Here is a 25724-nt window from a genome sequence, read left to right on the forward strand (position 1 = left end):
GAATGGGAGAAGCTGCACATCGCTATGAGGAAACGGTGCCGCTGGAGTATCGGACGCAAGAAAGTCGGTTGAACATATTGGGTTTCTGGATTTTCCTCGGGGCGGAAGTCGCGCTGTTTGCGACGCTGTTTGCGACATATCTCGTCTTGTTCCAACGGACCGGCTCGGGGCCGACGGCAGCGGAGCTGTTTGAGGTAAAAGACGTTTTGATCGAAACGTTGTTGCTGTTGACGAGCAGTTTCACATGTGGGTTGGCCATTTTTGAAATGCGCCGCGGCCGCATGAGCGGGCTGATCGCTTGGCTGCTCATGACGCTTCTGCTTGGGTTGGGGTTTATTACGGTTGAAATTCGCGAGTTCATCCATTACGTCCATGAAGGAGCGACGATGCAGACGAGCGCATTTTTATCAAGCTTTTTCGTGCTCGTCGGCACGCACGGCGCCCACGTCAGTGTAGGGATTGGCTGGATGATTTTGATCATCATCCAGCTCCTCCAGCGCGGCTTTACGCCGAAAACAGCGCGGAAAGTGTTTATTGTCAGCTTGTATTGGCACTTTTTGGACGTCGTTTGGATTTTCATCTTCACGCTCGTCTATTTGTTAGGGATGGTGATCTAACATGGGCGCAAACAGCCATCGCGAATCATTTCCGTGGAAACATATTATTGGGTTTTTGTTGTCGCTCGTCTTGACGTTTGCGGCTCTTTGGGTGGCGCTCTCGTCTGGGCTGCCGCTTAAAGCCGTGATCGTCATCATCGTCTTGTTCGCGATCATCCAAGCGAGCTTGCAGCTGTTTCTATTCATGCACGTCAACGAAAGCGACAGCGGCAAAGTGCAAACGTTCAACATGGTATACAGCTTCTTTATTGCTGTTGTCGTTGTCGCCGGTTCGATTTGGGTGATGCAGTTTGTGTTGTAAAGCGAGGCTGGCCGGGGTTCGGCCGGCTTTTTATGTTCAGAAGGGCTTTTGTGGTGTCATAGATGCCTGAAATGGGGGAGCCGTTGACGGAACATTGAAGAGATGGAGAGGCAACGTGGTTGCATTATAGGGGGCATGATATGTGCCTAAAAAAGTCGTCTTGCCTCAAACAGGCAAGACGACGTTTTACAGCACTTTTGATAAAAACGCTTTCGTCCGCTCATGCTGCGGGTGGTCGAACAAGTCTTCCGGCTTCCCTTCCTCGACAATGTAGCCGCCGTCCATAAACAGGACGCGGTCGCCGACTTCACGGGCAAAGCCCATCTCGTGGGTGACGACGACCATCGTCATCCCTTCATTGGCCAGCTGCTTCATGACCGAGAGCACTTCCCCGACCATTTCCGGGTCAAGCGCTGACGTCGGCTCGTCAAACAGCATGATTTTCGGTTCCATGGCCAATGCCCGGGCGATGGCGACGCGCTGCGCCTGTCCACCGGAGAGGGAGTCCGGGTAGACGTGCGCTTTGTCTTGCAGCCCGACTTTGGCGAGCAGCTCCATCGCCTTCGCTTCCGCTTTTTCACGCGGCCATTTCCGCACTTTCATCGGTGCCAGCGTGATATTGTTCAGCACCGTCATATGCGGAAACAAGTTAAAGCGCTGGAACACCATTCCGACTTCTTCCCGCACTTTATTTAAGTTCGTGTCTTTCGCCTTTAAATTAATGCCGTCAATAATAATTTCACCTTCATCGAAATCCTCAAGCAAGTTTAAACAGCGTAAAAACGTCGATTTTCCCGACCCCGATGGGCCGATGACGACCACGACTTCTCCTTCGCGAATATGGACATCGATTCCTTTTAAAACTTGGAGCGAACCGAACGATTTTTTCAGCTGGCGTACGTCAATCATTGGGTCGAATACTTCCTTTCAAGATAGTGTGACACAGGCGTGTTGATTATCCAATAAAATCCAAAGGGTATAGAAAAAAGAGCACCTTTCCTGTAGAATGTGAGTAGCAACACAAACAAACCCAGGAGGTGCTCTCTATGAACAAGCATACCACACTCCCGAATTTGATGCAAAAACTTGTTTCGGATGAAGAGATTCAACTGATTGCCGAAGCGGTTGGGTATCGTGATTCGTCTCGAACCTTTACGTTGCGCGAGTTGATTCACTTCTTCCTGCTGGCCGCCATGCATCAATGGAAAAGCTTTCGCCACGGAGCCGATGTGGGGCCTCTGTATGGATTGCCGCGATTCCATTATTCCACAGTATCCAAGAAAGCGAAAGAAGTTCCCTATGACATCATGAAACGCTTGTTGGCGTTGATCATTTCCAAGTGCAACCGCCAAACCCGCCGTTCGCTTCGGTTTCCCAAACCGCTTCGGGTGGTGGATTCGACGACCGTCACGGTCGGGAAAAACCGCCTCCCATGGGCTCCGTATCACGGCGAACGCGCCGGAGTGAAGCTGCACGTCGCGTATTCGCCGGAATCCTCGTTGCCGGCAGACGTGGTGGAAACCATCGGACTGCGTCATGATGGCCCGGTGGGAGAACAGTTGACGAACGCTCAACAAGTGCTGGTGGAAGACCGGGCGTATTTCAAAATCGAACGCCTCGATCGATTTGTGGAGCAGCATCAGCTCTTTGTCATTCGGATGAAGGACAACATCGAACTTCATCAGAAAAAAAGCTTGAACCGCCTTCCGAGCGCATCTTCATCGGTTCAAGCCGACTTCACGTGCCAGTTGGGAACGAAACAATACCGCTCCACCAAGCGTCACCGGGTAGTGATCTTTCGAGATGCGAATGGCCGCGACATTCGGGTCGTGACGAACCTCTTCCATGCGTCTGCGGAAACCATTGCCGACATGTACCAACAACGTTGGACTGTTGAGATCTTTTTCCGTTGGGTGAAGCAATATCTGAATGTCCCGACCTTGTTTGGCACGACGGAAAATGCGGTATACAACCAACTGTTTGCGGCGTTCATCGCGTATGTGTTGCTGCGATGGCTGTATGATCAAACCAAAAAACGGACGAACGTCTCTCTTTCCTTCATTTCGTTTGTTCGCCGTTTTTTCTCTGGGCAGCTTCCTCTCGATTGGAAATCCGGGATGGCCGCTGCTTTGTTTGAGTATGCCCAAATTTATGGAAGGCGTATGTCTAATTTTGGATAATCAACACTCGTGAGTGTGACAGTTTGCTTAACGAAAGCGTTAAGAGCAAATAGATGAACGCCACTGTTAAATACGGCTCCCAAACGCGGTAATACTCACCCGCGGCCGCTTTCCCCCAATACATGATTTCCGGGGCGGCGATGACCATCCCAAGCGACGAATCTTTAATTAAGACGATAAACTCGTTCGCAAACGGCGGAATCATTCGCTTTAACGCCTGTGGCAAAATAATGTAGCGCATCGCCTGCGCATGCGTCATCCCAAGCGAGCGGGCCGCTTCCATTTGCCCTTTGTCGATCGACTGGATGCCGGCGCGGAAAATCTCGGCCACATACGCGGCCGAGTTGAGCGACAGCGAGACGGCCAGGGAAGTGACGGCATTTGGCTGGGCGAAAAAGAGCGGCATGGCGCCGAAATGGACGAGCAAAATTTGCACGACAAGCGGCGTACCGCGGAAAAAGTTAATGTACCACGAAAACGGCAAACGAATAATCGGGTTGGACGACATTTTGCCAAGGCCGATGAACAGGCCGAGAATGAGGCCGAACACGATGCCGGCTAATGATACGCCGATCGTTACGAGCAGCCCTTTCCAAAAGTAAGGGGCGTATTCAACAATAATATCAAAACGAAAATCCATCGATCTCACCTTTCTCTAAGAAAAATGCGTAACTTGCGGGTAGTTACGCATTTTCTTTGTTCGCACGCTTATTGTTGTTTTAATCGATCAAGCTTCGGTTCTTTTCCAAACCATTTTTTATAGATTTCAGTGTATTTGCCGCTGTTGATGACGTTTTTTAATGCTTCGTCCACTTTTGCTTTCAATTCGCTGTTTTTTGGGAAGATCATACCATAATATTCTGAAGCGAAGTTTTTTGGATCCTCAATGACTTGCAGTTTTTTATTGGGATTGTTTTTCACGTATTCGTTTGCCACCGCGTTGTCCGTGATGACAGCATCAACACCGCCGTTTAGCAGTTCCATAATGGCAACAACACTCGTTTCGAATTTTTTAATATGATCGCCTTTGCCAAATAGCTTCTCCGCAGCTTCTTGACCGGTTGTCGCGTTTTGAACGCCGATCGTTTTCCCTTTTAAGTCAAGGGCGTTTTTCACCGGGCTGCCTTGTTTGACTAAGATGACTTGTGTTGCTTCAAAGTACGGAGCTGAGAAATCATAAGATTGTTTCCGTTCGTCCGTAATCGTAATGCCGGAAATGCCCATGTCGATTTCTTTGCTTTGCAGCGAAGCGAACAGCGGATCCCAGCCGATGTTTTTTAATTCATAATCCAAGCCGGCTTCTTTCATCACCGCATCCAAAAGGTCGGCGTCAAACCCAACAATTTTTCCTTTTTGCATATATTCAAATGGCGCAAACGCCGCGTCCGTCCCGACGGTGATTTTTTGCTTCCCTTCTTTTTCAGCGCCTGACGGAGAGCTTGTTTCTGTCGACTTGCCACAAGCGGCGAGCGCCATAAACAACGCAGCAACGACCGCTACGATCAAACCTTTCTTCATTTTTAACATCCTATAAAATCCCCCTTTGGAATCATTGTCGATGAACGATTATCATACTATCAATATTTTTGTTATTATGCAATAGGTTTTATAAAAATAATTGTTTGAACATTTTGGCACGCCGTATAAATGGGGAAAAGGCGCATTTTTCAATGTTTTTCGCCACATTAACTGAAGGGCATATGGCTAATATCATTTCGTGTGCATTTTTATAAAATAATTTTTTATGTATAAAAAGACATAAACGATTGATTTTGAATTTACAGAATATTATACCAGAAAGAGGGTAGAGTTGGCAAAGGTTTTGTCAATTTGTTTATTATAGAGGTATGGAAAAATAAATACTATTGTGTAAATACTATCAATTTCGTTATGATGAAAGTGGTGACAAGACAGTAGAGGAAGGAGAGCCCATATGGTTTTATTTTCCGTCATTGTGTATTTAGTCGGCATGCTTTGGATTGGCTATTGGGCGTATAAACGGACGTCCAATTTGTCTGATTATATGCTTGGCGGCCGGACGCTCGGACCGGCGGTGACGGCGCTCAGCGCCGGGGCTTCCGACATGAGCGGCTGGCTGCTCATGGGGCTGCCGGGGGCGATGTATGTCGATGGGGTGAGCGCCGCTTGGATCGTCATCGGCTTGACGCTTGGCGCTTATGCAAACTGGTTGTTTGTCGCGCCGCGCTTGCGCGTCTATACGGAAGTAGCGAACGACTCGATTACGATTCCGGAGTTTTTGGAAAACCGATTCGGGGATGCCACGAAATTGTTGCGAATGGTATCTGGGATTGTCATTATGGTCTTTTTTACGTTTTATGTCTCGTCCGGCCTCGTTTCGGGGGGCGTTCTGTTTGAAAACTCATTTGGTGTTAGCTACCATACGGGATTGTGGATCGTCGGCGGTGTTGTTGTCGCCTACACGCTGTTTGGCGGCTTTTTGGCCGTCAGCTGGACGGACTTTGTCCAAGGGACGATTATGTTCATCGCGTTGATTTTAGTGCCAGTCGTGACGCTGTTCCATACAGGCGGGCCAGTAGATACGATGGAGACGATCCGCGACATCGATCCCAACTTGTTGAACTTATGGAAAGGAACGAGTGTTCTTGGCATCATTTCGTTATTCGCCTGGGGGCTCGGGTATTTCGGCCAGCCGCACATTATCGTCCGCTTTATGGCCATTAAGTCGGTGAAAGAAATGAAAAGCGCCCGGCGCATCGGCATGGGCTGGATGATTTTCTCCGTTGTCGGAGCGATGTTGACGGGTCTTTTTGGAATCGCTTATTTTTCGCAGCGCGGCATGAAGCTTGATGATCCGGAAACGGTGTTTATTCAACTCGGACACATTTTGTTCCATCCGATTATTACTGGGTTTTTGCTGGCGGCGATTTTAGCCGCGATTATGAGCACGATCTCGTCACAGTTGCTCGTCACGTCGAGCTCGCTGACCGAAGACTTGTATAAAGTCGTGTTCCGCCGCGCGGCTTCGGATAAGGAGCTTGTCTTCGTCGGGCGTTTGTCGGTGCTCCTTGTCGCCATTGTCGCAACGGCGCTGGCGTACACGAAAAACGACACCATTTTAAACTTGGTCGGCTATGCGTGGGCTGGATTTGGCGCATCGTTTGGCCCCGTCATTTTGCTTAGCTTATGCTGGCGGCGGATGACGAAATGGGGGGGCGCTCGCCGGCATGGTCGCTGGGGCGGCAACGGTCATTTTGTGGACGCAGTCGGAGTATTTGAAAGGGCTGTTGTATGAGATGATTCCGGGCTTCGCCGCGAGCCTCGCCGCTATTGTCGTCGTGAGCCTGTTGACGAAAGCGCCGGAAGGGAAAGTGGCGGAACAGTTTGATCAGTTTAAGAAATCGCTGTCATAAGCGAAATGAACAGGGTGTTCCTCGGTGGGGACACCCTGTTGTCATGATCGGCATTTTGTCCTTCATCATATAGGCGTTGTTGCGGCCTCGCAATTCGTCCGACCGCCTTACCGTGTCGCCGCGTCGCTATGCTGTTTCGGCTGGGCGATGGCAGTGTTGAGGCGGTGTCGCCATGATCAGCTTTAAGACGAGGCAAAGGGGTGCCGCACCCTGCTTTGGTTCGGATGCCAACACATGTCGCGGCGCCGCACCCTTTTAGTCCGGCCGCAGCCCCCCTTGGCACCTCCGCCCGGAGGCGGGGCGAAGGGCCGCCGCTGTTACGCCATCGTGTTCCAGTCTGGATACAGATCAGTGCGCCGGTCGCGCCATGTCGCGACCGATCCTTTTTCCCGCACTTTGCGAAGGAGCGACAAGTCAAGGTCAGCCGTAATGACCATGTCGCTGTTGATCTCGCCCGCCGCAAGGACGCCGCCTTGCGGGAACGGAATGTCGTTTGGCGTGATGACGGCCGCCTGGCCGAAATTGGCGCGCATAAAGTCGACCGTTGGAAGCGAGCCGACCGTGCCGGTTGTGACGACATACACTTCGTTTTCGACCGCCCGCGCGTGGCAGCAATACCGTACACGATAAAACCCGTGCCGATCGTCGGTGCACGACGGACAGAAGATGACGTCCGCCCCTTTCGCGCGCGCCAGGCGAACGATTTCCGGAAACTCGATGTCATAGCACGTCAAAATAGCGATCGTCGCTTTGTCCGTTTCAAAGACGTGCAGTCCGTCACCCGGGGCGATGTTCCATTCGTTGGCCTCGGTCGGGGTGATGTGCAGCTTCGCTTGGCGATGGATCGTTCCGTCCGGCGCAAACAAGTGGGCGACATTGTACAGCTTGCCGTTTTCGCGGATGACATGCGTACCGCCGATCAAATACATGCCCGTGTCTTTGGCGAGCGACGTAAACAGCCCGCAATACGGCTCCGTGTAGTCCGGCAAGTCGTCGATCGCTGCTTGACGTCCGTCATCAAGTGGAATGGAAAGCAATTGGGTCGTGAAAAATTCTGGGAACAAGACAAACTCGGCGTCAAACTCTTGCGCTGTTTTGACGTAATGCGTCACTTGCGCGGCAAATTCGTCAAACGAACGGATCGTATGCAAATGATATTGGACAGCGGATACGCGCAATGGCGGCACTCTCCTTTCTCCATGTTGTCGCGGCGCATAATGCCTATTTGATTATGGCCAAGCCCGTCCTGTGCATCCATTTTTTAGGCATGGGCACGCCGGTTCTCTGTCTTGCAAAAGAAGCTAGCGCTATTGCTCCGGGAGCGGGCTGTCTTGTGAAAAAAGACAAGGATCGAAACGTGGCCTACTTTCCTTCATAGCGTCGGTACGCGCCGTGATGCGTCGGGCCGACGTATTCGTTTAACGGGAACGAATGGCGAATGGCGGCGGTGATGAACGCCTTGGCGGTGGCGATGGCGTCTTTCACCGGCCGGCCTTTTGCCAGTTCGGCGGCGATGGCGGCTGAGAACGTGCAGCCAGCGCCATGCGTATACGTCGTGTCGATCCGCTCCGATTCGAGGAGTTCAAACGTTTTGCCGTCGTAAAGGACGTCAACCGCATAGTCGTGCGGAATTTTCCGTCCGCCTTTGACTATCACATATTGAGCTCCGAGCTCATGAATGCGTCCAGCCGCCTCTTTCATGTCTTCAACCGTTTCAATGCGCGGCAGGCCGGCTAGCTGCGCCGCCTCAAACAAGTTCGGCGTCACGACCGTTGCTTTTGGTACAAGCGTTTCCCGGTAGCACACCGTATTTTCCGGGTGGAGCGGCTCATCCGCCCCTTTGCACACCATAACTGGATCGACGACCGTATTTTTCAAACCATGCTTTTCAATCGTCCGCGCGGTCAGTTCAATGATGTCCGTCGTCGGCAGCATCCCCGTTTTGAGAGCATCAACGCCGACGCCGACGATGATCGTCTCAAGCTGGGCTTCGATCGTTGCTAGGTCAACGGGGAACACTTGGTGCGCCCACCGGTTGTGCGGGTCCATGGCGACGATTGTCGTGATCGCCGTCATGCCGTAAACGCCAAGCTCTTGGAACGTTTTTAAGTCCGCCTGCAGCCCGGCGCCGCCGCTGCTGTCCGAGCCGGCGATCGTTAACGCTTTTGGCATCGTCATCATCATCACTCCTTTGCTTCATAACATTATATCATGAAGCCGCCCTCAAGGACGAAATAGTTGTTCCACATCAACAAAAAAGCCATCCAGCACACGTGAACAGGCCATGCCGGTTTCTTTCCAGACGCCGGCTTGTTCATATTGTCCATTGTCATTGAGCGAGTAGATTTGCACAACACGATGCATGGGGTTCACGATCCAGTATTCATAGACTCCGTATTGCATATACAAATTCAATTTGAACACGAGATCATACGCCTGGTTGGAAGGGATTAAAATTTCCATGATCAGCGTTGGGACGCCGACAAATTTTGTATCCGTTAATCCACTTCGATCACAGATCACGGTTAAATCAGGGACGACAATTTTCTTGCCTTCGATTCGTTCGTTCTTTAGTTCGATATCAAACGGGGCATGAAACACTTCACACGGCTTTCCTTCTAAAAAATGGAACAGTTGGACGTGCAGCCGTCCCGATATGCGTTGGTGCTGGGTCGAAGGGGAGGGAGACATCAACACAGCGCCATCAATGTATTCTAAAACGCGGTCGGTTGTTTCCCGCATGCGGTGAACTACCCCCACTTAATTTTCTAGCGAAAATTTGAAGTGGGGGCTTCCAAAGAAGTTTGACTGCTTCAAGCAATCCTTATTCTTTGAGGCGTGTCCACTTCGCCGCTAGAGCATAAGACACTCAGGTCTACAGCTTTACTTTTCTTTAAGATGTTTAATGCGCCATTGACATCAGCATTCATTAGTTTGCCAGACTTTGTTCGATACAAGCCGCGCTTAATACGTTTGCCGCTGAACTTATATTCTTTTGGATTGTCGGCATTATATTCAGGAATCTCATCGCCGTCAAAAAAGCTGGCTTGAGACGTATAGGATTCTTCCTGTTTCAAGAATTCAATGCCGTAAAATTCACAAAGATATTCTAGTTTTTCTTTTATGTTACCGAGAGGAATATTGACAAAGTTTTGATTTGTCTTTTTTCCTAGATTCATATTGCGTTGCCATGTTTCCGCATAGCCAATGACAAGTTTGCCAATTTACAATCCGACGTTGTACATGTTCTTGGCAATATGGCACAGTTCTCGAAGAGTCAAGTATTCTTCTTTGGTCAAACCATTTAGCTGTTGTTTGATACAAAAATACATTTTTTCACCTCCCATCTAACTATATTATACTATATTTTACTGAATCTATCCTATTTTCAGCAAAATATAGTTAAGGCGATTCATCTCCCACTTACTCCGCTTCGCTTCGTTGAAGTGGGAGTCTTCTCGCCTAATTAAGATAAAAAAAGCCGCCCGCTATGAGCGGGCGATCATGGGAATGGACAATGATGAACAGGCGGCCGGCAGCGCGCGTTGTCGGCCGCGTCCATCATGGTTAGTTGGCAGCCAACGTTTTCCCGAGCGCTTCGCGGGCCGGGACGTAGCGATAGCCGAGGTCGCGGGCGACGGCTTCGTACGTGATTTCGCCGTTGGCGACGTTGACGCCAAGCTCGAGCGCCGGGTTGTCCGTAATGGCTTGCATGACGCCTTTATTGGCGATTTGCAAGGCGTATGGGATCGTGACGTTCGTCAAGGCGATCGTCGAGGTGCGCGGGACAGCACCCGGCATGTTGGCGACCGCATAATGGACGACGCCGTGTTTGACGTACGTCGGGTCGTCGTGCGTCGTGACGTGGTCGCTCGTCTCGACAATACCCCCTTGGTCGATGGCGACATCGACGATGACCGAACCCGGTTTCATCGCTTTCACCATGTCCTCGGTGACGAGCTTCGGCGCCCGCGCCCCTGGGATGAGGACAGCGCCGATGACAAGGTCGGCCTCTGCGACCGCTTCGGCAATGTTCATCGGGTTGGACATGAGCGTCGTAATTTGGTTGCCGAAAATGTCGTCAAGCTCGCGCAGGCGATCCGCGTTCAAGTCGATGATCGTGACATCTGCCCCGAGGCCGACCGCGACTTTTGCCGCATTCGTGCCGACGACCCCGCCGCCGATGATGACTACTTTGCCGCGGGCGACGCCAGGGACGCCGCCAAGCAAAATGCCTTTGCCGCCGTACGGCTTTTCCAAAAATTGCGCCCCGATTTGCGCCGCCATCCGTCCGGCGACTTCGCTCATCGGCGTCAACAGCGGCAGCGTGCGGCCGACTTGCACAGTTTCATAGGCGATGGCGATAACGCCGCTTTCTTTTAACGCGCGCGTCAACTCTGGGTCGGCGGCCAAATGCAAGTAGGTGAACAGCACAAGCCCCGGACGGAAGAAGCGGTATTCGCTTGGCAGCGGCTCTTTCACTTTCATCACCATATCTGCTTGCGCCCACACATCTTCCGCTCGCTCGATGATTTGTGCTCCGGCACGGGCGTAATCATTGTCGCTGAAACCGCTTCCAACCCCTGCCTCTTTCTCAATGAGCACCGTATGTCCTGCCTGAACGAACGACAATACGCCAGCCGGCGTAATGGCGACACGGTTTTCGTTATTTTTAATTTCCTTTGGCACTCCAATAATCATGAATATGGTTCCTCCTCATCAAAAGTGGCCTTACTTATAGTATAAAAGAGACGGAACGGGCCGGGCGTTGTTCAAAAAAGAGAAAGAAGCGCGTGGGTTTTGTGGATTTCCACAAATTCAACCGCGCGCTTCGTATTTCGCTAATTTAATATCGATGTATAATTTGATTTTTTGATTCATGTCATTGAGATCAAGCTCGGCGATGTCGGCAATCCGCTTGAGCCGATAAGCAAGCGTGTTCGGGTGAACGTTGAGGACGTCGGCGGTTTCTTGCACATTTTCGTTATGGTCAAAAAATGTTTCAAACGTTTTCACCAAGTCGCTGTGATGTTTGCGGTCATAGGCTTGCAATTTCTCAAGCGCCGGGTTGGTCCAGCCTCCTTGCCGTTTTTTTTCAAGCAAAAAGTCAAAAAATTGGTAAATACCGAGTTGGGCGTAGCCGTAGACGCCGTTGATGTCATCCCCAAGCTTCTCCTTCAGCGCTAGCACGGCGAGCGCTTCGCGGTAGCTTTTTTCAATGAGGCGACAGACGCTGTACACGCCGCCAAATCCGCACTGCACATCGTGGATGTGAAATCGTTCTTTCATTTTGGCGGCGAACGATTCGATGAATGCACTCAGCTCTTTCAGCGGCTGGTCAGTTTTGGGCGCCCCAAGCAAAATCACATCGCGGCCGTCGGTCGTATAAAGAAGGAGCGGGAGTTGCTGAGTCGTCTGCAAGAGATAAGAAATTTGCCGCTCCATTTCGGCGGTCAAATCAGCGGCAAAGCGGAAGACGACAACGGCAAACTGCGGTGCGGTCGGGATTTGCATGGCAGCGAGATGGGCGCGAATCTCGTCTTCGGCCGCGATATGGCTCGTCAGCAACTTCCAAAACAGCTCCTGCACCCGCTCTTCTTTTTTGTTTTTGCGCATATACAGCTGCAACACTTTGTTTTTCGCTGCCTTGGCGGCGAGCTTGAGCCATTCCATCTCCTCAGGCGACAGCGTCCGGTTCGTTTCCAGCACCCAGATGAAACCGATCACCTCATCATTTTTCCAGATCGACACAGCGACGCGGCTGCCGAGGCCGACGTCATGAATCGGCGGCACGCGCACCGGCTCGCGGCTTTTGAGCAGCGCCGGGATGGCGCCTTGTTTCCATAAGCTGTTGATCACTTTTTCCGGGACGCGCCGGCTGATGATCGTCGCCGTCCGCGCCGGATCGGTGTAATCGTCATGGGCGCTGTAGGCGATGAGCCGATGGTTCGCATCTTCGATCGTCACCGGGCATTTCAGCACGTCGCTGACGCGGTCGGCAAACTCTTCAAGGCTGTCAAATTCGCCGCGGAACGGGTCGGTATCATAAGACATATTGACTCCCTCGCATCGTCCATATGATTTGTAGTTTCATTTTATCATAAATGTGAATCCACCACCGTTATTGTATGATGAAAGAAAGGAATGGCTGCGCTTTCTGTCCAAGGAAGGAAAGAAGGAATTCTCCCAAGAATGAAAAAATGGGACATTGCCGTCATTCCCAGCGACGGAATTGGCAAGAAAGCCGTTCTCGTGGCGAACATGAACGTCAACAGCAAATATCCGTCAATGTTTGAACCGGTGCACGGTTTGGCGCCGGATATTTACGGCAAAGGTATCGCCAATCCGATCGGGCAAATTTAGACAGCGAAGTTGATGTCTGACCATTTCGTTGAAGAAGAGCTCGGCGCCTTGTTGCTAAAAACGATTGGAGATGTTACCGCCGATGGCATCAAAACGCCGAATCTTGGCGGCACGGCTTGCGGTTTTCTTCCGTTTCGGTATACTGTTTTCAGATGAACTGCAAAAGAAAGGATGATGTTCGTTGTTCAAAAAATGGTTTGGCAAGCAACAGCCGAAGGAAGAGATGATCACCGCACCGCTTGACGGGACGATTGTGCCGCTTGAAGACGTGCCGGATCCGGTGTTTGCGCAAAACATGATGGGCGATGGTATCGCCATCGACCCGGCGGATGGGGATGTCGTCGCTCCGGTCGATGGCGAAATCATTCAGCTCTTTCCGACGAAACACGCCATCGGCTTGCGTTCGGCAGCGGGTGTGGAGTTGCTCATCCATGTCGGCATCGACACCGTGTCGATGAACGGGGAAGGGTTTACCGCTTATGTCAAAGCCGGCGACCGAGTGAAGCGGGGCGATCGGCTTCTTTCTGTCGACTTGCCACTTGTGCGCGAGAAAGCGAAAAGCGCGGTGACGCCCATCATCATTACGAACGGGGATGCCCTCAAAAGCCTTGAGAGAAAGGCCGAGGCATCAGCCAAAAAAGGCGAGACGGTCTTATTTCATGTGAAAATGAAATAAGGGCGGAAGGGAGGACATATGGCGTTTCGCATCCATAAGATTTTAAACAACAACGCTGTTGTCGTGCTCGACGAAGGCAAAGAGAAAATTGTCATGGGCCCGGGGATTGCGTTTCAAAAGCGGAAAAACGATCTCATCCCCCCGGGCCGCATTGAGAAAATTTTCGTCATGGAAGAAGAAAATGAGAAGTTCCAGCAATTGCTTCGCACGTTGCCAGAAGAACATATCGATATTGCCGAAGAAATTATCAGCTATGCGGAAGGCAAACTGCAAGCACCGCTCAACGACCATATTCATATTGCGCTGACTGACCATTTGTCGTTTGCCATCGAGCGGTTGAAGCAAGGTTACCGCATTCAAAACAAATTGCTCAATGAAATTAAAGTGCTATATAAGGCGGAGTATGAAATTGGGCTATGGGCGAAACAGTTGATCAAAGAGCGGCTTGGCATCGAGATTCCCGATGACGAGGTGGCCCATATCGCCCTTCATATTCATACGGCGAAACTCGATGCCGCCAGCATGAACAAAACGATGCGCGAGACGACGCTCATTCATGAATTCGTTGACCTTATCCAAACGGAGCTCGGCATATCGATCGATAAGGAAAGCATTTCATACCAGCGGCTGCTCACTCATTTGCGCTTTGCCTTAAGCCGCATCGAAAACGGGGAGCCGATTCATTCGATGGATGAGGAGATGCTTGCGCTCATTCAGACAAAATATGCAAGGGAATGGGCGTGTACACAAAAAGCGGCAAGCTATGCAGAGAAGGAATATGGCATCCGTTTTCCGGAGGAGGAACTCGCCTATATCGTCCTCCATATCCAACGGTTGCGAAAGCGTTGACAAAAACAGCAAGTTGCCGTATAATGCAAAACAGACAACGAAATATTGCGGGATTGTAACTGCTTCGAGCAGGCAAGACCTAAAACGTATGAAGGGAACGGCAAGTGAGTCATGCCGCTAGATCGCCCTTTGTATGTTTTAGGTCTTTTTTGTTTTTCATTTCACCATCATTCAGAAGGGGAGGAGTTCACCGATGAATTATGAACACATTGCTAAACAACTCATCCCGCTCCTTGGCGGGAAAGAAAACATCATTAGCGTAACTCATTGCGCGACACGGCTTCGCCTCGTCTTAAAAGATGACAAAAAGGCCGAGGCGAAAGACATTGAAAACATTGAAGGGGTTAAAGGGGCGTTTTCCAGCTCCGGACAGTTTCAAATTATTTTTGGCACCGGCGTGGTGAATAAAGTGTATGAGGCGTTTGTCCGGGAAGCAGGGATACAGCAAGGTGATGCTGATGCTCATCAAGAAGCCATCAAGCAAAAAATGAATCCGCTCGCCCGCTTTGCGAAGACGTTGTCAAACATTTTTGTCCCAATCATCCCAGCCATTGTCGCGAGCGGTTTGTTAATGGGTTTGCTTGGGATGATGAAGGCGTTCAAATGGGTGGCGGCAGACAGCCCGCTGTATATTTTGCTTGATATGTTTTCGAGTGCGGCGTTTATTATTTTGCCAATTTTAATCGGCTTTAGCGCGGCGAAAGAATTTGGAGGCACGCCGTTTTTAGGGGCGGTCATCGGCGGTATTATGACTCACCCGGCGCTATTAAACCCGTGGGGATTGGCCGAGGCCAAGCCAAACTATATGCATTTTCTTGGCTTTGATATCGCTATGGTCGGGTATCAAGGGACGGTCGTGCCGATTTTGCTGGCGACGTATGTGATGAGCAAATTGGAGCGTGGATTGCGAAAAGTTGTTCCCCATGCGGTCAGTTTGCTTGTTGTTCCATTTGTGACCGTCATTTTGACGGGATTTATTACGATTTTGGCCATTGGTCCGCTCGGCAATTTGATTGGCGATGGGATTACGACGGTGTTGAACTTTGTTTACCATTATGGCGGTGCGTTAGCTGGCCTTATCTTCGGCGGATTGTACTCGATGATCGTCATTACCGGTGTGCATCATAGCTTTCATGCCATTGAAGCGAACTTGTTGGCGAAACTTGGGGTCAACTATTTACTGCCAATTTGGTCGATGGCCAACGTCGCCCAAGGCGGCGCCGGTTTGGCTGTATTTGTCAAATCGAAGCGGACAAAAACAAAAGAGATTGCGTTACCGGCGGCCTTGTCAGCTTTTTTAGGCATTACCGAGCCAGTCATTTTCGGGGTGAACTTAAAATACCGGAAGCCGTTTATCGCTGCGGCCATTGGCGGCGCGCTCGGCGGAGCGTACGTCGTATTTACGAATGTAGTAGCTAATGCCTACGGGTTGACCGGCATCCCGATGATCGCCATCGTTGCGCCGGAAGGGCTCACGAACTTAATGCACTACTTAATCGGTTTTGCCATTGCCGTCGTTTCAGCGTTTGTGGCGACATTCCTTCTAAAGTTCCGTGAAGAAGAAGAGTGAGGGGACAAGCGGATGAAATCCGAACGGGAACAGAAACTTATTGAACAAGCATACGCTGAAGTCGAAAAATATGAGACTCTTGTCAATCGTGACCGGTATCGGCTTCGCTACCATCTCATGCCTCCTGTCGGGTTGATGAACGATCCAAACGGGCTGATCGACTGGCACGGAACGTATCACGTCTTCTACCAATGGATGCCGTTTCGCACCGGCCATGGCGCCAAGTTCTGGGGGCATTATACATCCCCAGACTTGGTTCATTGGCAAGCAGCGCCGATTGCGTTAGCGCCAAGCGAATGGTATGACAAAGATGGCTGCTATTCCGGCAGTGCGATTAGTTGCGATGGAAAACTCGTGCTGTTTTACACTGGCAATGTGAAAGATGAACAAGGAAACCGCCAAACGTACCAATGCATGGCCGTATCGGAAGATGGCATTCATTTTACAAAAAAAGGCGTCGTCATTACACTTCCGGACGGATATACGGCCCATTTCCGCGATCCGAAAGTATGGCGGTATCAGGGCCATTGGTATATGATCCTGGGGGCGCAAAGCGAAAGCGGCGATGGAAAAGCGGTGCTGTTTCGTTCCGCTGATCTTTGTCATTGGGAGCATCTTGGCCCAATTGCTGGCGGCAACATGAACGGGCTTGGTCCGTTTGGCTATATGTGGGAATGCCCAGACTTGTTTCCATTAGATGGGCAAGACGTGCTCATCGTCTGCCCGCAAGGATTAAAACCGGACGGCATGCGCTACCAAAACGTCTACCAGTCAGGTTATTTTGTCGGCCGCTTCGACTACGAACGGGCCGAATTCCTTCACGGGACGTTTGAGGAGCTTGACCGCGGCTTTGAATTTTACGCTCCGCAAACGATGCTTGACCGGAACGGGCGGCGCATCCTCATCGGCTGGATGGGTGTGCCGGACCAGGATGAAGACCGTCAGCCGACAGTGAGCCACCGCTGGGTGCACGCGCTCACCTTGCCGCGCGAACTTCGCCTCACTGGCGGCAAGCTGAGACAGACGCCAGTGGAAGAGCTGAAACAGTTGCGCAAACAAAAAGTAGCATATCCAAGCGCCACTGTGGTGAATGAGCTGAGGTCATGGGCGGGACTCGAGGGAGATGCGATCGAACTTCGCCTCGACAATATCGAACTGTTCGGAAGCATGATGGAAATTTACTTTCGCCATGCGGCTCGCCTTGTTTACAATAGTGACGAAGGGGTATTGACGCTTGAACGGAAAAGCTTTGTGAACGGGCTGACGGAGAAGCGGCAATGTCGATTGCCACGTCTTCGTTCGCTTCATGTTTTCCTTGATACGTCATCGATCGAACTGTTCGTCAATGATGGCGAAGAGACGTTCACTGCGCGGTTTTTTCCGCATCCGGACGACCGAACGATTCTGTTCGGAACCCACGGACATCTTCATATGGATATCGAGAAATGGGATTTGTTAAGATGAACTTGCAGTAAACAGGCTGCCAAACAAGCGCTGGTCGTTTGGCGGCTTTTTTATCATTTCGGGTCAAGAAGCGCCATTCCCAGCGAGGGCGTAGGGGAGAGATCGTTTCCGTGTGGCGGTTCGTTTTGTGAGAGAATGAGCAATATATGATTGAATTTGCCCCTTTCCCCTTCTATAATGAATATAGATCGTGTCTTGACACTAATAATGACAGGGGGATACACATGAATCAACCGATGATTTCCCAGCGCAAGCTGTTAGGCATTGCCGGTCTCGGTTGGCTGTTTGACGCGATGGATGTCGGCATGTTGTCGTTTTTGATGGCGGCCTTGCAAAAAGACTGGAACTTGACAGCCGAACAAGTCGGCTGGATCGGCAGCGTCAACTCGATCGGCATGGCCGTTGGGGCGCTCGTGTTCGGGCTGCTTGCGGACCGGATCGGCCGGAAAAACGTTTTTATTTTCACATTGTTGCTGTTCTCGATCGGCAGCGGGCTGTCGGCGCTGACAACGACGTTGGCGGCGTTTTTGGCGCTCCGCTTTTTGATCGGCATGGGGCTTGGCGGCGAGCTGCCGGTCGCGTCAACGCTCGTCTCAGAAGCGGTGCCGGCTGCCGACCGCGGCCGGGTTGTCGTGCTGCTTGAAAGCTTTTGGGCTGGCGGTTGGCTGTTGGCGGCGCTCATCTCGTATTTCGTCATACCAGCTTACGGATGGCGGACGGCGTTATGGCTGGCGGCGATTCCAGCGCTGTATGCGATCTATTTGCGCCTCCGCCTCAGCTTTCAGTCTTCGATTCTCTTCCTCTAAACTGCACTCTTTTTTTCGGGGTCTTCCCTTGAATGGAGACTTGGATGTCCCGCGCCGTTCTTCGAGCCCTTTTCGACCATGTTCATGATAACGTTTTACCCAAAGTCTGATCGTTTTCGTGCAGGGAATCCCTATAACTCTTGGCATATCCGCTTATATCCCCATCCTTCTTCGATGTACATCTGGACAGCCCTCCATTTAAACTCCACGGAATAGGTGGTCTTCCCTTTCGGTGTTTGCTTGGTCTCGAACATAAACAAATCCCTCCAGTGTTTTTCATGACAGTATGGGCATTTTCCCAACTGTCTACACTAGAGGGATAATATCAAGCGAGAAGGGCTCCTTTTTCATCCCGACAACTTCTCCAGCCTCGCGCACAACTCATGCTGCCACTCAACGTCGCCGGTCATGCTGGCCAGTAGCGACAGGTTTTTGAGTTTCGCGATCTCCATACTCTCTTGACATTGACAGAATCGTTTGGTGAAGATTTGGATGTTTTGAAGAAAAATAAACCCGCCTCGACATGGGCGGGTTTTTTCTGTCAATCCAAATACTTCTCGCATAACGATACGAACTTTCCATCTGACTTTAGCCCTTCCAAAATGCTTCTCAACATTGCACTTCTTTTGGGAAGCTGCTTCTCGAACTCTGCCACAAATGTGTCCTTGTCCCACTGTGATTTGCCAGCGTGATAAAACAGCTTTTCCAGGCGTTCCAACTCGTCGGCAGTAAAGCCAGTGGCTAAGGCCAGAATCGCAAAGCTTTTGTGCTCCTTGTTCACCATATCTAAGAGTAACGTAATTGCGTCGGTGGCTAGACTCAATTTTGCTTCAAGATCCTTGATTCTTTCCTCGTTCATAGCACCCTCCTTGTACTATAGTAATACCCAGTCTACGAATTTTGAAATGACCCAACCAACCTGTCTCGCTGTACTCAGTGGTACTCCCAGATCATATAACGCCCCGCTAACTTGATCTTGAATGATTTGGATAGAAAGGTCTTTCCAAGAAGCTATGGTCCGCAAGGTATCAGCAATATTATCGGCATATTCCCTGATAGTATCTGCTACCTTTTTACTGCCGTAGTCCTCAACAAAGTCGAGCAATTTTTTAATGGCTTGCGATTCCAGCATGTCTGCTAACGTCAATACCGCTTTCTTGAGAGCTGCAGTTTTGATACCCTGTGTTTCTACCTTTGGCGACACTGTGTTGACCTTCGCCACAGAAGGGGTGAGTTGTGACACCGTGTTTGTCTCTGCGGCAAAAACAGAAGTAGGTACTGCTACCGCCAAAACAGACAGAGCTAAAACAGGAGATAAAATTCTTTTGAACAACTTCATAGACAGCTTCATAAATTCCCCCTCCCTTTTATCGGTTTATTTATTTCAATGAATACTATAAAAGGTTAAAAAAGTAAAAGTATGTCGCAATTTGTCGTTCACAAAAAGTTCATATAACCCATATTAGTACTCACATTTCGCACCCTAACAGGGTTGAAAGAAAGGATTTTTTATTTCGTTTTTTAGAATAACTTTCCGACCAACACAACGAGTGATGGAAATCTTTTTTTACCATATCTGGTCGTTCCGTATCACGTTACACGTAAATGCTCTCATCCATGCCCAATCCCTGCAGAATCCTTCGCTGATCCGGGGTGAGGGAGCGATCCAGTGAGCGTTGGATGCGTCCATCCGGCAGCTTGAACAGGACGACGTTCACGTATGGAAACAGCTGAAAAATCGCCTGTCCCGTCGGACGGGTCAGCTTGCGGCCTCCAGGACCCTTCAACGGGTGTTCGGGAGTCATGAACGGACGCACCCGGCGCTGAAAGACGCGGTAAATGCCGGCCTCATACAGACGATCGAGATGACGGGTCAACGCATCGTCATTCAACTGGGAAGGATGGAGCCCGGAACGGATGAGTTTCTCCAGGTCGATCGTGTGCCCCCATTGTTCCAAGTGAACGAGGGCTTGCCGGCCGTCAAACACATTGTAGAGAATGGCTTGAACGGCATCGTTGACTCGAGTCTGGCACTGCGGATCGACGGGAACGAGATGGTCAATCGATTGGGGGAAACCCAGTTTTTTGAATAGAGCACTTATGATATTCAAATAAGAATTGCGATAGACCGATTCGACTTGCACATCCATGAGAGAAAAACTCCTTCACTTTCCTTGTGTGTCAAGGATTCATTCGACATCGGAACGAAAAAATCCTCCCGATTTTCGTCGGAAGGGTGCGAAATGTGAGGTCGAAATCAACATCATGAACGAGGGAACGAAGAAAGGATTTGATGCTTTGCCAAAAGGTTGTACTGGCGCCTATCATGAAAAGCATGGCAGCTGATTTTAGCCGAACTTTTTGTTCCAACCATGGAACGATGGCTGGATCGCGATGTTGGTGTTTGATCCTGTTATTCAAGGCTTCGAGCTGATTTTTCGCAAAAATTATCAACCGTATAGTGCACAGGCCAATGATTTTCTTTTATAATGAATATGTCTTTACACTAATAATGATAGGAAGATACACATGAACCAAACCGCGATTTCCCAGCGCAAGCTGTTAGGCATTGCCGGTCTCGGTTGGCTGTTTGACGCCATGGACGTCGGGATGCTGTCGTTTTTGATGGCCGCCTTGCAAAAAGACTGGAATTTGACGGCCAGCCAAGTCGGCTGGATCGGCAGCGTCAACTCGATCGGCATGGCCGTTGGGGCGCTCGTGTTCGGATTGCTTGCGGACCGGATCGGGCGGAAAAACGTTTTTATTTTCACATTGTTGCTGTTCTCGCTTGGCAGTGGGCTGTCGGCGCTGACGACGACGTTGGCGGCGTTTTTGGCGCTCCGCTTTTTGATCGGCATGGGACTTGGCGGCGAGCTGCCGGTCGCGTTAACGCTCGTCTCAGAAGCGGTGCCAGCTAAGGATCGCGGCCGGGCTGTCGTGCTGCTCGAGAGCTTTTGGGCCGGCGGGTGGCTATTGGCAGCGCTCATCTCGTATTTCGTTATCCCGGCTTACGGATGGCGGACGGCGTTATGGCTGGCGGCGATTCCAGCGCTGTATGCGATCTATTTGCGCCTCCGCCTGCCCGATTCGCCGCGGTTTGCGGCCGCGCAAAAAGAGGAGACGGTGTGGAGCAATATCGTCAAAGTATGGTCCGCTCCTTATCGGAAAGAGACGGTCATGCTTTGGCTCCTTTGGTTTTGCGTCGTCTTTTCGTATTACGGCATGTTTTTATGGCTGCCGAGTGTCATGGTCATGAAAGGGTTCAGCTTGATTAAAAGTTTTGAGTACGTGCTCATCATGACGCTGGCGCAATTGCCCGGCTATTTCAGCGCCGCATGGCTGATCGAGCGGGCGGGGCGGAAATTTGTCTTGGTCACGTACTTGCTTGGCACATCATTGAGCGCTTACTTTTTCGGCACGGCCGAGTCGCTCGTCGGGCTGATGGCATCCGGCATTTTCTTGTCGTTTTTCAACCTCGGCGCTTGGGGAGCGCTGTATGCGTATACGCCGGAGCAGTATCCGACGTCGATTCGTGCGACCGGCGCCGGCATGGCGGCGGCGTTTGGCCGCATCGGCGGCATTTTTGGCCCACTGTTGGTCGGCTCGCTTGTCGCCCAAGGGGTGTCGGTGACGATGATTTTCACGCTGTTTTGCCTCGCTGTTCTTGTCGCCGTTCTTTCTGTCGCCGTCCTCGGCAAAGAGACGAAGCAGCAAGAGCTCGCTTAAGTTGACAAATCAAACGGAGGGCTATACCTTAAGGGTAAGCCCTTTTTTGTTCGGATCATGAAGAGAGGCGGTGGATTCCTTGCGCCCGTTCGTATCGGTCGTCATCCCGACGTACAATCGCCCGTATCCGCTTGCCGAGCTGCTCGAGGCGTTGAGCCGGCAGACATACCGCCATTTTGAGGTGATCATTGTCAATGACGGCGGCATCCCCGTTCATGATGTCGTCGCCTTGTACCCGGAGCTTGACGTTCGTCTCATCGACCGCCGCGACAACGAAGGACATGTCGCCGCCCGCAACGAAGGCGTCAAGGCGGCGCGCGGCGAATTCATCATGCTTTGCGACGACGACGATTTAGTGTTGCCGTGCCATCTCGAGCGGATGGCCGCGGCACTCGAGCATGCGGACTTCGCCTATGCCGATGCGGAAATTGTCCAGTATCGGGTGGAAAACGACCAGCGTGTTCCATCCGCCCGTTTTTTATTTGCCTATGAGTATGATTTGGAAGCGATGCGGACGTTTTCGACGTATGTGCCGTCCGGGAGCGTTTATCGGAAGGCGCTTCATGACAACATCGGCGATTTTGACCCGTCCGTTCACCATTATTGGGATTGGGACTTCTTTTTGCGCGCGGCGGTCGTCTGTCGCGTCGCCCGTGTCGCGGCGGCGACCGTGTTGTACGCGTTCAGCCCGGACGGCGACAACGTGTCGCGACATATGAACGACAAGCGGCGCCAATATTTGCGGCGGCTTTGCGAGAAGCATGGGCTTGGGGACTTGCCGATGAAAAATTTTTGGCTCTTGCTTGACGAGCCGGAAGTCGCGAAGCGCCGGGCGAAAAGCGAAGTCATCTGGGACGGGAAGCCCGTCGTGTCGCGGTTTTGGGCGCAAAAAAATGCGAGCGACCATTGACATAGGTCTTTCTGGTTTGCTATGATAGTGGACAAAATCATATATGGATCGCGATGACGGATCAATAGTAGTTAACCCTCTCTTCCCAAGCGAGCCGGGGGCGGTGGGAGCCCGGTGAAGACGGTTAATGAAACGGCAGTCCGGAGCGGAAATGGCAAAAAGGGGATGCGTGATTTGCGCATCAACTAGGGTGGAACCGCGGGAGCTACGCTCTCGTCCCTAGGCGTCAGGCCTAGGGGCGAGGGCGTTTTTGATTGGTGGACATCACATTGAAGGAGGATGAACACGATGGCTGTCACAATGGAAGAAATCGTCGCACATGCCAAGCATCGTGGCTTCGTGTTTCCGGGCTCGGAAATTTACGGCGGGCTGGCGAACACGTGGGATTACGGCCCGCTTGGCGTCGAGCTGAAAAACAACATCAAACGGGCGTGGTGGAAAAAGTTCGTCCAAGAGTCACCGTACAACGTCGGGCTCGACGCCGCCATTTTAATGAACTCGAGAACGTGGGAAGCGTCCGGTCACTTAGGCAACTTCAACGATCCGATGGTCGACTGCAAACAGTGCAAAGCGCGCCACCGCGCCGACAAGCTGATTGAGAAGGCGCTCGAGGAAAAAGGGATCGAGATGATCGTCGACGGTTTGCCGCTTGTCAAGATGGATGAACTCATCAAGGAATACGACATCGCCTGCCCGGAATGCGGCAGCCGCGATTTCACGAACGTTCGCCAGTTCAACTTAATGTTCAAAACGTACCAAGGCGTCACCGAGTCGAGCGCCAACGAAATTTATTTGCGTCCAGAGACAGCGCAAGGCATTTTCGTCAACTTCAAAAACGTCCAGCGCACGATGCGCAAAAAATTGCCGTTTGGCATCGCGCAAATCGGCAAAAGCTTCCGCAACGAGATTACGCCGGGCAACTTCACGTTCCGCACGCGCGAATTCGAACAGATGGAGCTCGAGTTTTTCTGCAAGCCCGGTGAGGAGCTGCAATGGTTTGACTATTGGAAACAGTTTTGCAAGGACTGGCTGCTGTCGCTCGGCATGAAGGAGGATAACATCCGCCTGCGCGACCATGCGAAAGAAGAGTTGTCCCACTACAGCAACGCCACGACGGACATCGAGTACCATTTCCCGTTCGGCTGGGGCGAGCTGTGGGGCATCGCGTCGCGCACGGATTACGATTTGAAGCGGCATATGGAATACTCGGGCGAGGATTTCCATTATCTCGACCAAGAAACGAACGAGCGCTACATCCCGTACTGCATTGAGCCGTCGCTTGGCGCTGACCGCGTCACGCTGGCGTTTATGATCGACGCCTATGACGAAGAAGAGCTGGAAGACGGCACGACGAGAACGGTGATGCACTTGCATCCGGCGCTTGCGCCGTACAAAGCGGCTGTCTTGCCGCTGTCGAAAAAGCTCGCGGACGGGGCGCACCGCATTTATGAAGAGCTGGCGAAACATTTCATGGTCGACTATGACGAAACCGGCTCGATCGGCAAGCGGTATCGCCGCCAAGATGAAATCGGCACGCCGTTTTGCATCACATACGATTTCGAGTCTGAACAAGACGGCCAAGTGACCGTGCGCGACCGCGACACGATGGAGCAAGTGCGGCTGCCGATTGGGGAGCTCAAAGCCTTTTTAGAGGAAAAAATCGCCTTTTGATGCCATGAACGCCGGGGCAGCGACGAAACCCCGGCGTTTTTTTAAGAACGTGTATGGGGATGGAACTGATTTTTTAGAAAAAAATTCAAAAAATAGATGGATGTTCGCTGTATATAATGGTAAAATAAGAGTATAGACGAGTTTCTGCATGGATCAAGGGGGTTCACCATGATGGAATGGAAACCGATTTACTACGATGGAAGCGGCCATCCGCCTGGCGATGATGAAAGCGTTATCAAAAGCGAACCGTTTACGCTCACCGATGAGATACGAAAACAAATCAGCGGCAACCCGTTTGTCGTGGAACAAAGCGAGTAACATTGCCTTGGAGAAAGGCAATTTTTTTTTGCGGTCAAATCGTTTGTCAAATGTGTCGGATCTTTATATAATTATCTCTGATTGGAGATATTTGAATTCAAAATAAGTAAATGCCGCTTGAACAAAGTGCAAACACTAAAGTGCCGAGATCATCACGAAAGGGAGTATGCATCATGACAAAAGTATTGTACATCACCGCCCATCCGCACGACGACACGCAGTCTTACAGCATGGCGGTCGGAAAAGCGTTTATCGACACATACAAACAAGTGCATCCGGATCATGAAGTCATTCATCTTGATTTATACAAGGAATACATTCCGGAAATCGACGTCGACGTGTTCAGCGGCTGGGGCAAACTTCGCTCCGGGAAATCGTTTGAAGAGCTGTCTGACGAAGAAAAAGCGAAAGTCGGGCGGATGAACGAGCTGTGCGAGCAGTTTATTTCCGCCGACAAATATGTATTCGTCACGCCGATGTGGAACTTTTCGTTCCCGCCGGTGTTAAAGGCGTATATTGACGCCGTGGCGGTCGCCGGCAAGACGTTTAAATATACGGAACAAGGGCCGGTCGGATTGCTTACTGATAAAAAAGCGCTCCACATTCAAGCGCGCGGCGGTTTCTACTCCGAAGGCCCGGCGGCGGAAATGGAAATGGGCCATCGGTATTTAAGCGTCATCATGCAATTTTTCGGTGTTCCGTCATTTGAAGGGTTGTTTGTCGAAGGGCATGCGGCGGTGCCGGAAAAGGCGGAAGAAATTAAAGCGAACGCCATCGCTCGGGCGAAAGACTTGGCGCACACGTTTTAACGGGAGGCCGAGTATTGCGCGGGAAATGGCTGCAAACTTGGCCTGGGAGCCTCTTCATCCGGAGAGGCTCCT

Annotated in this window: 24 protein-coding genes and 4 pseudogenes; 15 read left to right on the forward strand and 13 right to left on the reverse strand. The window is 51.2% G+C overall.

Going from position 1 to position 25724, the window contains the following annotated elements:
- The first annotated feature begins 2 nt into the window (after positions 1–2).
- Entirely contained in the window at positions 3–617 is a 615-nt protein-coding gene (gene qoxC / locus NSS88_RS08815) for a cytochrome aa3 quinol oxidase subunit III (protein ID WP_061581034.1), read from the forward strand.
- A 1-nt stretch (position 618) separates the two neighbouring features.
- Entirely contained in the window at positions 619–918 is a 300-nt protein-coding gene (gene qoxD / locus NSS88_RS08820; protein ID WP_011232920.1) for a cytochrome aa3 quinol oxidase subunit IV, read from the forward strand.
- 186 nt (positions 919–1104) lie between these two features.
- On the opposite strand, the gene NSS88_RS08825 is transcribed toward qoxD, so the two are convergent.
- Complete coding sequence (locus tag NSS88_RS08825) at positions 1105–1827, reverse strand: amino acid ABC transporter ATP-binding protein (RefSeq protein ID WP_011232919.1); 723 nt, start codon at positions 1825–1827, stop codon at positions 1105–1107.
- A 137-nt stretch (positions 1828–1964) separates the two neighbouring features.
- Between NSS88_RS08825 and NSS88_RS08830 the strand changes: the two genes are divergently transcribed.
- Positions 1965–3098, forward strand: a complete 1134-nt coding sequence (locus tag NSS88_RS08830; protein ID WP_121678437.1) for an IS4 family transposase — start codon at positions 1965–1967, stop codon at positions 3096–3098.
- On the opposite strand, the gene NSS88_RS08835 is transcribed toward NSS88_RS08830, so the two are convergent.
- Together NSS88_RS08835 and NSS88_RS08840 are read right to left on the reverse strand one after the other, a co-directional pair.
- Complete coding sequence (locus NSS88_RS08835; RefSeq protein ID WP_341084055.1) at positions 3085–3738, reverse strand: amino acid ABC transporter permease; 654 nt, start codon at positions 3736–3738, stop codon at positions 3085–3087. The genes NSS88_RS08830 and NSS88_RS08835 overlap by 14 nt on opposite strands.
- Before the next feature lie 68 nt (positions 3739–3806).
- Positions 3807–4625 carry a basic amino acid ABC transporter substrate-binding protein gene (locus NSS88_RS08840; protein ID WP_049625415.1) on the reverse strand — a complete coding sequence of 273 codons (819 nt, stop codon included), beginning with the start codon at positions 4623–4625 and terminating at the stop codon, positions 3807–3809.
- 406 nt (positions 4626–5031) lie between these two features.
- On the opposite strand from NSS88_RS08840, the pseudogene putP reads away from it, so the two are divergent.
- Positions 5032–6490, forward strand: a pseudogene (gene putP, locus NSS88_RS08845) (sodium/proline symporter PutP).
- A 317-nt stretch (positions 6491–6807) separates the two neighbouring features.
- On the opposite strand, the gene NSS88_RS08850 reads toward putP, so the two are convergent.
- From NSS88_RS08850 to NSS88_RS08875, 6 genes and pseudogenes are all read right to left on the reverse strand, one after another.
- Complete coding sequence (locus tag NSS88_RS08850; RefSeq protein WP_011232915.1) at positions 6808–7668, reverse strand: carbon-nitrogen hydrolase family protein; 861 nt, start codon at positions 7666–7668, stop codon at positions 6808–6810.
- A 184-nt stretch (positions 7669–7852) separates the two neighbouring features.
- Positions 7853–8668, reverse strand: a complete 816-nt coding sequence (pdxK, locus tag NSS88_RS08855) for a pyridoxine/pyridoxal/pyridoxamine kinase (protein WP_121678294.1) — start codon at positions 8666–8668, stop codon at positions 7853–7855.
- A 45-nt stretch (positions 8669–8713) separates the two neighbouring features.
- Positions 8714–9232 (reverse strand): Uma2 family endonuclease, encoded by a 519-nt coding sequence (locus tag NSS88_RS08860; RefSeq protein WP_341084059.1) that lies wholly within the window; start codon positions 9230–9232, stop codon positions 8714–8716.
- Positions 9233–9303: 71 nt separating this feature from the next.
- Positions 9304–9714, reverse strand: a pseudogene (locus NSS88_RS08865) (zinc ribbon domain-containing protein); the annotation flags it as partial.
- A gap of 343 nt (positions 9715–10057) precedes the next feature.
- Entirely contained in the window at positions 10058–11191 is a 1134-nt protein-coding gene (gene ald / locus NSS88_RS08870; RefSeq protein ID WP_020278676.1) for an alanine dehydrogenase, read from the reverse strand.
- 117 nt (positions 11192–11308) lie between these two features.
- Positions 11309–12544 (reverse strand): PucR family transcriptional regulator, encoded by a 1236-nt coding sequence (locus NSS88_RS08875; RefSeq protein ID WP_049626327.1) that lies wholly within the window; start codon positions 12542–12544, stop codon positions 11309–11311.
- A 201-nt stretch (positions 12545–12745) separates the two neighbouring features.
- Here NSS88_RS08875 and NSS88_RS08880 point away from each other — a divergent pair.
- The 6 genes and pseudogenes from NSS88_RS08880 to NSS88_RS08905 form a co-directional block, all read left to right on the forward strand.
- Positions 12746–13009 (forward strand): annotated as a pseudogene (locus NSS88_RS08880) (isocitrate/isopropylmalate family dehydrogenase); the annotation flags it as partial.
- 25 nt (positions 13010–13034) lie between these two features.
- Complete coding sequence (locus NSS88_RS08885; RefSeq protein ID WP_033015389.1) at positions 13035–13529, forward strand: PTS sugar transporter subunit IIA; 495 nt, start codon at positions 13035–13037, stop codon at positions 13527–13529.
- 18 nt (positions 13530–13547) lie between these two features.
- The gene (locus NSS88_RS08890; RefSeq protein ID WP_033015391.1) at positions 13548–14378 is read left to right on the forward strand and encodes a PRD domain-containing protein; all 831 of its coding nucleotides are present in this window, start codon (positions 13548–13550) and stop codon (positions 14376–14378) included.
- Positions 14379–14571: 193 nt separating this feature from the next.
- Complete coding sequence (locus NSS88_RS08895; protein ID WP_049626328.1) at positions 14572–15948, forward strand: sucrose-specific PTS transporter subunit IIBC; 1377 nt, start codon at positions 14572–14574, stop codon at positions 15946–15948.
- A gap of 12 nt (positions 15949–15960) precedes the next feature.
- Positions 15961–17412 (forward strand): glycoside hydrolase family 32 protein, encoded by a 1452-nt coding sequence (locus NSS88_RS08900; protein ID WP_055358788.1) that lies wholly within the window; start codon positions 15961–15963, stop codon positions 17410–17412.
- A 224-nt stretch (positions 17413–17636) separates the two neighbouring features.
- Positions 17637–18188, forward strand: a pseudogene (locus tag NSS88_RS08905) (MFS transporter); the annotation flags it as partial.
- 377 nt (positions 18189–18565) lie between these two features.
- On the opposite strand, the gene NSS88_RS08910 reads toward NSS88_RS08905, so the two are convergent.
- The 4 genes from NSS88_RS08910 to NSS88_RS08925 all read right to left on the reverse strand — a co-directional run bounded on the left by NSS88_RS08910 (position 18566) and on the right by NSS88_RS08925 (position 20368).
- Positions 18566–18781 (reverse strand): DUF7667 family protein, encoded by a 216-nt coding sequence (locus tag NSS88_RS08910; RefSeq protein ID WP_230456207.1) that lies wholly within the window; start codon positions 18779–18781, stop codon positions 18566–18568.
- Positions 18760–19077: a hypothetical protein gene (locus tag NSS88_RS08915; protein WP_013146668.1), complete on the reverse strand. Its 318-nt coding sequence runs from the start codon at positions 19075–19077 to the stop codon at positions 18760–18762. The genes NSS88_RS08910 and NSS88_RS08915 overlap by 22 nt, the downstream gene beginning before the upstream one ends.
- A gap of 15 nt (positions 19078–19092) precedes the next feature.
- On the reverse strand, positions 19093–19569 hold the full coding sequence (locus tag NSS88_RS08920; RefSeq protein WP_013146667.1) for a hypothetical protein: 477 nt from the start codon (positions 19567–19569) through the stop codon (positions 19093–19095).
- Positions 19570–19813: 244 nt separating this feature from the next.
- Complete coding sequence (locus tag NSS88_RS08925; protein ID WP_080985723.1) at positions 19814–20368, reverse strand: DUF4277 domain-containing protein; 555 nt, start codon at positions 20366–20368, stop codon at positions 19814–19816.
- 379 nt (positions 20369–20747) lie between these two features.
- On the opposite strand from NSS88_RS08925, the gene NSS88_RS08930 reads away from it, so the two are divergent.
- The 5 genes from NSS88_RS08930 (at position 20748) to NSS88_RS08950 (ending at position 25652) form a co-directional block, all read left to right on the forward strand.
- Entirely contained in the window at positions 20748–21944 is a 1197-nt protein-coding gene (locus NSS88_RS08930; RefSeq protein ID WP_341084070.1) for an MFS transporter, read from the forward strand.
- A 79-nt stretch (positions 21945–22023) separates the two neighbouring features.
- Positions 22024–22854 (forward strand): glycosyltransferase family 2 protein, encoded by an 831-nt coding sequence (locus NSS88_RS08935; protein ID WP_152968885.1) that lies wholly within the window; start codon positions 22024–22026, stop codon positions 22852–22854.
- Positions 22855–23142: 288 nt separating this feature from the next.
- Positions 23143–24525 (forward strand): glycine--tRNA ligase, encoded by a 1383-nt coding sequence (locus tag NSS88_RS08940; RefSeq protein ID WP_055358791.1) that lies wholly within the window; start codon positions 23143–23145, stop codon positions 24523–24525.
- A gap of 168 nt (positions 24526–24693) precedes the next feature.
- A complete protein-coding gene (locus tag NSS88_RS08945) occupies positions 24694–24843 on the forward strand; it encodes a hypothetical protein (protein WP_200910071.1) in 150 nt (49 codons plus the stop codon).
- Positions 24844–25016: 173 nt separating this feature from the next.
- On the forward strand, positions 25017–25652 hold the full coding sequence (locus NSS88_RS08950) for an FMN-dependent NADH-azoreductase (protein WP_015376094.1): 636 nt from the start codon (positions 25017–25019) through the stop codon (positions 25650–25652).
- Positions 25653–25724 lie beyond the last annotated feature (72 nt).

It is taken from the genome of Geobacillus sp. FSL W8-1251 (assembly GCF_038005945.1).
GTDB classification, from domain to species: domain Bacteria; phylum Bacillota; class Bacilli; order Bacillales; family Anoxybacillaceae; genus Geobacillus; species Geobacillus stearothermophilus.